Origin of the sequence: Mesorhizobium sp. M4A.F.Ca.ET.022.05.2.1, from assembly GCF_003998845.1 — a bacterium.
Lineage (GTDB): Bacteria > Pseudomonadota > Alphaproteobacteria > Rhizobiales > Rhizobiaceae > Mesorhizobium.
This window is the reverse complement of record NZ_RZOJ01000027.1, coordinates 24,854-31,731: the sequence shown is the minus strand read 5'-3', so window position 1 is coordinate 31,731 and position 6,878 is coordinate 24,854. Positions and strand designations below refer to the sequence as shown.

The window sequence follows — 6,878 nt, the reverse complement described above, 5'->3', positions numbered from 1 at the left end:
GCTCGCAGCGTCGCGATCGCGTCGAGCCCGGTGCCGCTGTCGAGATGATAGTCCGCCAGCACGATGTCTGGCCGGCTCTCCGCCGATCCCGCCACCTGCCAGGCGCCGGTGAGCGTTTCGACATGGCAGCCCCAGCCTTCGAGCAACAGCCGCATGCCGTCGAGAATGCGGGCATCGTTGTCGATGCACAGCACCTTGAGGCCGGCAAGCGAGGAGGCCACGCGCGCCGGCGCCTTCTCGATCTCGCGCCGGGGAGCCGCGACCGCGGCCACCGGCAGGATGACGGAGAAGCGCGTGCCTTTGCCGGGATTGGAGAAGATGCGGATCTCCAGCCTCAGCACCCTGGCGATACGGTCGACGATCGAAAGGCCAAGGCCAAGCCCCTCGGCCTCGCGCGCGCCTTCGTCCAGCCGGGTGAATTCGTGGAACACCGTGTTCAGCTCGTCGCCAGCAATGCCGATGCCGGTGTCGATCACCTGGATCTCGGCCAGCGACCCCCGCCGCCTTACGCCAACCAGGATGCGGCCATGGCGGGTGTATTTGATCGCGTTCGATACCAGGTTCTGGATCAGGCGGCGCAAGAGGTTGCGATCCGTCACCACGGTGAGCGACGACGGCATGATGGTGAGTTCGAGCTTCTTTTCGGCTGCCATCGGCCGGAAGTCGGTGCCGATCTGGCGGAGCAGCCCATCGAGGCTGAAGGCGGTGTCGTCGGGCTTCATGGCGCCTGCGTCGAGCCGGGAAATGTCGAGCACGGCGCCCAAAATGGTCTCGACCGACTCCAGCGAGGATTCGATGTTGACCGCGGCCTTGCCGGCGGGACCCTTGCCGTGCTTCTCGATCAGCGACGAGCAGTAGAGCCGGGCGGCGTTGAGCGGCTGCAGGATGTCGTGGCCGGCGGCGGCGAGGAAGCGCGTTTTGCCGAGATTGGCCTCCTCGGCCAGCATCTGCGCCTGCGCCAGCTCTTCGTTGACGCGGGTCAGTTCGATGGTGCGGGTCTTCACCCGCTGCTCCAGCGATTCATTGGCCCTCTTCAGCGCCAGGTCCTGCTCGACGCGGCCGGAAATGTCGGCATAGGTGGCGACGATGCCGCCGTCCGGCATCGGGTTGGAGCGCAACTCCAGGATGCGGCCGCTGGTCTTCAGCTCCATCTGCCAGGGACCGTCGAAGCTGGTCAGCCGGTTGAGCATCGCCACCCGCTGGTCGGCCGCAATATCGCCGCGTTCGGCGAGGTGGCGCAGGATCCGGTCGAGCGAGACGCCGACCTGGCCCATTTCGTCGGGCAGGCCGAACAGCGCCCGGTACTGGCGGTTCCAGCAGATGAGGCGGAAATCCCGGTCGAAGACGGTGATGCCTTGCTCCATCTGGTCGAGCGCGATCTGCAGCAGGTCGCGATTGTGCTGCAGCGCCTCGGTGGCGTCGTCGAGCAGGCGGAAGGCGTCCCTGGAATCGCGATCGTTGCGGCGGAACAGCAGCGACAGGATCAGCCGCGCCGAGGACGAGCCGACGGCGCTCGCCAAAAGCTGTTCCGAGAAGCGGGTGACATCCATGTTGGCCTGCTCATTGCCATGCAGCGTCACACCATTGCTCTTCTCGAACGACTGGAAGGAGCGCTCCGTGCGCTCCACGCCGAGATAGCGGGAAATCGTGTCCTTGAGGTCGTTGACGGTGACGGCGGTGCGGAAGCGGCGCAGGCTGGGCATCGGGCCGGCTTCGCGCGGCACGAAGATCGCCGCCTGGATGCGCTCCAGCGGCACCGACGCGCGGGAGAGCGAGCCGAGCACAAAGAACAGTGCGTTGATCGACAGGCTCCACAGCACGCCATGGTTCAGCGGCTCGGCGACGGTGCCGAACAGCGCCTGCGGCCGAAGCGCCTCGAAACCGAACAGGCCGTGGACGATGATGTCGGCGTCGGGACCCACCAGCGAAGGCAGGAGCAGCGTGTAAGCCCACACCAGAATGCCGGCGACCATACCGAGCGCGGCCCCCCTGCCGTTGGCGCCGCGCCAGATCAGCCCGCCGATCAGCGCCGGCGCAAACTGCGCGATGGCCGCGAACGACATCAGGCCGATCGAGGACAGCCGCGCGCTGTTGGTGCTCTCGCGATAATAGAGGAAGGCGATGAACAGCATGATGAAGATCGCCCCGCGCCGCACATTGAGGATCAGCGTCGACCAGTCCTCGTTTTCCGAGCTAGAGGTTCTGACCAGGCGGCGCACGAACAGCGGGATGACGAGGTCGTTGGAGATCATGATCGACAGCGCCACGCTCTCGACGATGACCATCGCAGTCGCCGCCGACAGGCCGCCGATGAAGGCGGCCATGGCCAGCAGATCATGGCCGCTGAACAGGGGCAGCGACAAGACGTAGAGGTCGCTGCTGGTCCTGTCGCCGACCAGCGCCAGGCCGGCGAAGGCGATCGGCAGGACGAACAGGTTGATCGCCACCAGATAGAGCGGGAACACCCAGGTCGCGGTGCGCAGTTCCGCCTCGCTGCGATTCTCGACGATGGTGACGTAGAACTGGCGCGGCAGCATCAGAATTGCAAATCCGCTGAGGCAGGTCAGCACCAGCCAGGTGGCGAGCGACGTGCCGTAGCCCATGGCCTGCCGCGCCTGCGCGTTGTTGGCCAGCTTGTCGAACATGTCGCCCGGACCGCCGAAGATCAGGAACGTCACCATCAGGCCGATGGCGAGGAAGGCGGCGAGCTTGACCACGGTTTCCACCGCCACCGCCAGCACCAGCCCGTCCTGGTGCTCCGTGGCGTCGGCATGGCGGGTGCCGAACAGCACCGCGAACAGCGCGAGCAGCATCGCCACCACCAGTGAGATGTCGCTGACGAACGGGTCGAAGGAGGGCGGCGAGCCGGTGTAGTGCTCGACCATCAGGCTGACCGAGCCGGAGATCGCCTTCAGCTGCAGCGCAATATAGGGCACCGCGCCGATGGTCGCGATCAGCGTGGCGATCGCCGAGACGGCGAAGCTCTTGCCGTAGCGCGCGCCGAGGAAGTCGGCGACCGATGTGATCTTCTCGGTCTTGGCCAGCCTGACGATGCGGTTGAGCAGCGGAAAGCCGAACACGAACACCAGCACCGGTCCGGCATAGATGCCGAGGAATTCCAGGCCGCGCTCCGAGGAGAGGCCGACCGAGCCGAAGAAGGTCCAGGAGGTGCAGTAGATGGCGAGGCTGAGCGCATAGATGAAAGGTCGCGCCCGGCCTGGCGTGGACGCGGAGCGCCGGTCGCCAATGCTGGCGATGGCGAACAGCAGCGTCACATAGGCGATCGCGATGATGACGATGAACCAGCCTTGCACGGTTCGAACTTCCTCCCTGGCCGGTCTCCCGCCGGCCGATGCCCGACGCAACCACAGCTTTGGGGGCGAGTCCATCACGGCTTTCGGCGCATAGGCGGAGGGCAGTGGCCGCCCCTGACCGGCAGAAAGCGGCGCCTTGGCCCCATTTTCCCGTTTTGCAACCGGGGGTTTTTGTTATGGTGGGCGTGGGCTAGCGCCGAGCGGAAGCTGGGGACGGCAACATGGCCACGGCAAGGAGGGTCGAATGCTGAAAGAATTCCAGGAATTCATTTCCAAGGGCAATGTCATGGACCTGGCCGTCGGCGTCATCATCGGCGCCGCCTTCGGCAAGATCGTTACTTCGCTGGTCGACGACGTCATCATGCCGATCGTCGGTGCGATCTTCGGCGGGCTGGACTTCAACAACTACTTCTTTGGACTGTCCTCGAACGTTCATTCGACGGCGTTGGTCGACGCCAAGAAAGAGGGCGCCGTTTTTGCTTATGGCAGCTTCATCACCGCGGTGCTGAACTTCCTCATCCTTGCCTTCATCATCTTCCTGATGGTCAAGGCCGTGAACGGCATGCGCAAGCGGCTCGAGCGCGAGAAGCCTGCAGCACCAGCTGCTCCGCCGCCGGCCGATATCGCACTGCTTACCGAAATTCGCGATCTGCTGGCCAGGAAATAGCGCGAAGCGGATTTCTGGACCAAAACCCCGGTCGCTCGCGGCCGGGGTTTTCTGTTTTCGGCCGTCGTAAAAGGCGCTAGCAGTCGCGAAACGGAACGGATTTTTGCATGACGCTCATTCAGACCTTGCGCGCCGAGGCGCGCGCCGCACCCGAAAGCGGCATCGTGGCCGTGATCAACCACGGCCGGCTGCGCGACGGCATGATCCCGCTCTGGGCCGGCGAGGGTGACCTGCCGACGCCTTCCTTCATCAGCGATGCCGCCGCCCGCGGGCTGGCCGCCGGCGAGACCTTCTACACCTGGCAGAAGGGCATTCCGGAGCTCCGGCAGGCGCTTGCCCGCTACTATGGACGGCATTTCACCAAGAGCTTCGCCGAGGAGGAATTCATCGTCACCGCGTCGGGCATGCATGCCATCCAGCTTGCGATCGACGCACTCGCCGGCCAGGGCGACGAGGTGATCTATCTGTCGCCGGCCTGGCCGAATTTCGCCGCCGCGGCAGGGGTTGCGGGCGCCGTTCCGGTTGCGGTCACACTCGATCCGTCCGGCAATGGCTGGTCCTGCGACGTCGACAAGATCGCGGCCGCGATCACGCCGCGCACCAAGGCGCTGTTCGTCAACACGCCGTCCAACCCGACCGGCTGGACCGCTGACAGGGAGACGCTGCAGGCGATCCTCGATCTTGCCCGCCAAAGCGGCGTCTGGATCATTGCCGACGAGATCTACTCGCATTTCCACTATGGAAGCGGCCGCGCGCCGTCCTTCCTCGATGTATCGACGGCGGAAGACCGTATCCTGTTCGTCAACAGCTTCTCCAAGAACTGGGCGATGACGGGCTGGCGCGTCGGCTGGATCAGGACCCACCCCGCCTTGCAGCAGGTGTTCGAGAACCTGATCCAGTATTCGACCTCGGGCGTCGCCCAGTTCATGCAGCGCGGCGCCGTCGCAGCCCTCGACGAGGGGGATGCCTTCATCGTCGAACAGGTCGAGCGTGCGCACGCCGCGCGCGACCTGGTCTGCGGCATTCTGGGCGCGACCGGCAAGGCGCGCTTCACCGTGCCGCAGGGCGCCTTCTATCTGTTCTTCACCGTCGACGGCATCACCGATTCCCGCACCGCCGCCTTCGACATCGTCGACCATGCCAATGTCGGCCTGGCGCCAGGCACCGCATTCGGACCCGGCGGCGAGGCCTTCCTCAGGCTATGCTTCCACCGCCGCCTCGACCAGCTCGAGGAAGCGGCGCATCGCCTGGCGAAGTGGATCAAGACGGTGTGAGCAAGGCTGGATTGTGCGTCAGGCAAGTTCTTGCCTGAACGGCTTACTTTCAAGGGCGGTGCCGCCCCTCATCCGCCTGCCGGCACCTTCTCCCCGTGAAGGACGGGGAGAAGGGAGGGCCGCAACCTCGCCGCTCTTTCTGCGACGCGCCAGGTGGCGAAACCATCAACGCCAGCGCTTTTCTCCCCGTTCTTCACGGGGAGAAATATCCGGCAGGACAATGAGGGGCAGCGCCAGCGTTCTATGATTGGCAGGACCTGTTACGCATCACCGCCCACGAACCACCAGCAGGTCACCCGCCCGACTTCGGCACCAGCAGGGGAATGATCCGGTCGCTCTTGGCGACGGACGGCCGGCCGCTCGAGGCATAGGGGATGCCGAGCGCGTCCCAGGTCTCGACCAGGGCGTCCTGAAGTTCGGCGATCAGCGCGTCCGAATGGAACGGCGTCGGCGTGATGCGCAGCCGCTCGGTGCCGCGCGGCACCGTCGGATAGTTGATCGGCTGGATGTAGATGCCGTGGACGCCGAGCAGGCGGTCGCTGGCCATCTTGCAAAGTTCGGGATCGCCGACCAGCACCGGCACGATGTGGGTGGACGATTCCATCACCGGCAGGCCGGCGGCGGCAAGCACCTCCTTAGTCCGCGACGCCTGGCGCTGCTGCGCGTCGCGCTCGGCCTGCGAGCGCTTCAGATGCCGGATCGAGGTGGTGGCGGCGGCGGCAACAGCCGGCGGCAGCGCCGTGGTGAATATGAAGCCCGGCGCATAGGAGCGCACGGCATCGATCACCGCGCTGGTGCCGGTGATGTAGCCGCCGAGCGTGCCGAAGGCCTTGGCGAGCGTGCCTTCGATGATGTCGATGCGGTCGGCCAGCCCCTCGCGCTCGGTAATGCCGCCGCCGCGCGGACCGTACATGCCCACCGCATGGACCTCGTCGATATAGGTCATAGCGTTGTAGCGCTCGGCGAGGTCGACGATCTGCTTGATCGGGGCGATGTCGCCATCCATCGAATAGACGCTCTCGAAGACGATCAGCTTGGCGCGCTCGCGTCCCGCAGCCTGCAGCAGGCTCTCCAGATGCGCGACGTCATTGTGGCGGAAGATCTTCTTTTCGGCGCCCGAACGGCGCACGCCCTCGATCATCGAAGCGTGGTTGAGCTCGTCCGAGATGATCAGGCAGTTCGGCAGAAGCCGTGCGATGGTCGAGATCGAGGCCTCGTTGGAGACGAAGCCGGAGGTGAAGACGAGCGCTGCTTCCTTGTCGTGCAGGTCGGCCAGTTCCAGTTCAAGCTCCACCAGCGGGTTGCTGGTGCCGGAGATGTTGCGGGTGCCGCCGGCGCCCGACCCCATCTTGCCGGCAGCCTTCTGGAAAGCGTCGATAACGTCGGGATGCTGGCCCATGCCGAGATAGTCGTTGGAGCACCAGACGGTGATTTCCTGGGCGCGGCCGTTGGAACGCCAGATGGCTCGCGGGAACTTGCCGACAATGCGTTCGAGGTCGGCGAAAACGCGGTAGCGCCGCTCCGCATGGAGCTGGTCGATCGCTTCCTCGAAGAACCGCTGGTAGTTCATGTCGCCTTCCCGATTTTGTGCCGGATCATAGTCATTGCCCCATCAGGCGTCCA

The 6,878-nt window shown here is 65.3% G+C and carries 4 protein-coding genes; 2 read left to right on the top strand and 2 right to left on the bottom strand.

Features of this window, described 5'->3' with window-relative positions; genetic code table 11:
• Positions 1-3,314, bottom strand: a 3,314-nt coding sequence (locus EN745_RS05555) for a PAS domain-containing hybrid sensor histidine kinase/response regulator (RefSeq protein WP_189362967.1), incomplete at its 3' end; no start/stop codon positions are given.
• Between the two features lie 244 nt (positions 3,315-3,558).
• On the opposite strand from EN745_RS05555, the gene mscL reads away from it, so the two are divergent.
• On the top strand, positions 3,559-3,981 hold the full coding sequence (gene mscL / locus EN745_RS05550) for a large conductance mechanosensitive channel protein MscL (protein ID WP_127420730.1): 423 nt from the start codon (positions 3,559-3,561) through the stop codon (positions 3,979-3,981).
• Between the two features lie 107 nt (positions 3,982-4,088).
• Positions 4,089-5,255 (top strand): pyridoxal phosphate-dependent aminotransferase, encoded by a 1,167-nt coding sequence (locus EN745_RS05545; RefSeq protein WP_127420729.1) that lies wholly within the window; start codon positions 4,089-4,091, stop codon positions 5,253-5,255.
• A 292-nt stretch (positions 5,256-5,547) separates the two neighbouring features.
• On the opposite strand, the gene hemA is transcribed toward EN745_RS05545, so the two are convergent.
• A complete protein-coding gene (gene hemA / locus EN745_RS05540) occupies positions 5,548-6,825 on the bottom strand; it encodes a 5-aminolevulinate synthase (protein WP_126056567.1) in 1,278 nt (425 codons plus the stop codon).
• Positions 6,826-6,878 lie beyond the last annotated feature (53 nt).

Coding starts and splice junctions, on each gene's coding strand:
- EN745_RS05545 (WP_127420729.1), top strand. CDS start 4,089: ATGACGCTCATTCAGACCTTGCGCGCCGAGGCGCGCGCCGCACCCGAA.
- hemA (WP_126056567.1), bottom strand. CDS start 6,825: ATGAACTACCAGCGGTTCTTCGAGGAAGCGATCGACCAGCTCCATGCG.
- mscL (WP_127420730.1), top strand. CDS start 3,559: ATGCTGAAAGAATTCCAGGAATTCATTTCCAAGGGCAATGTCATGGAC.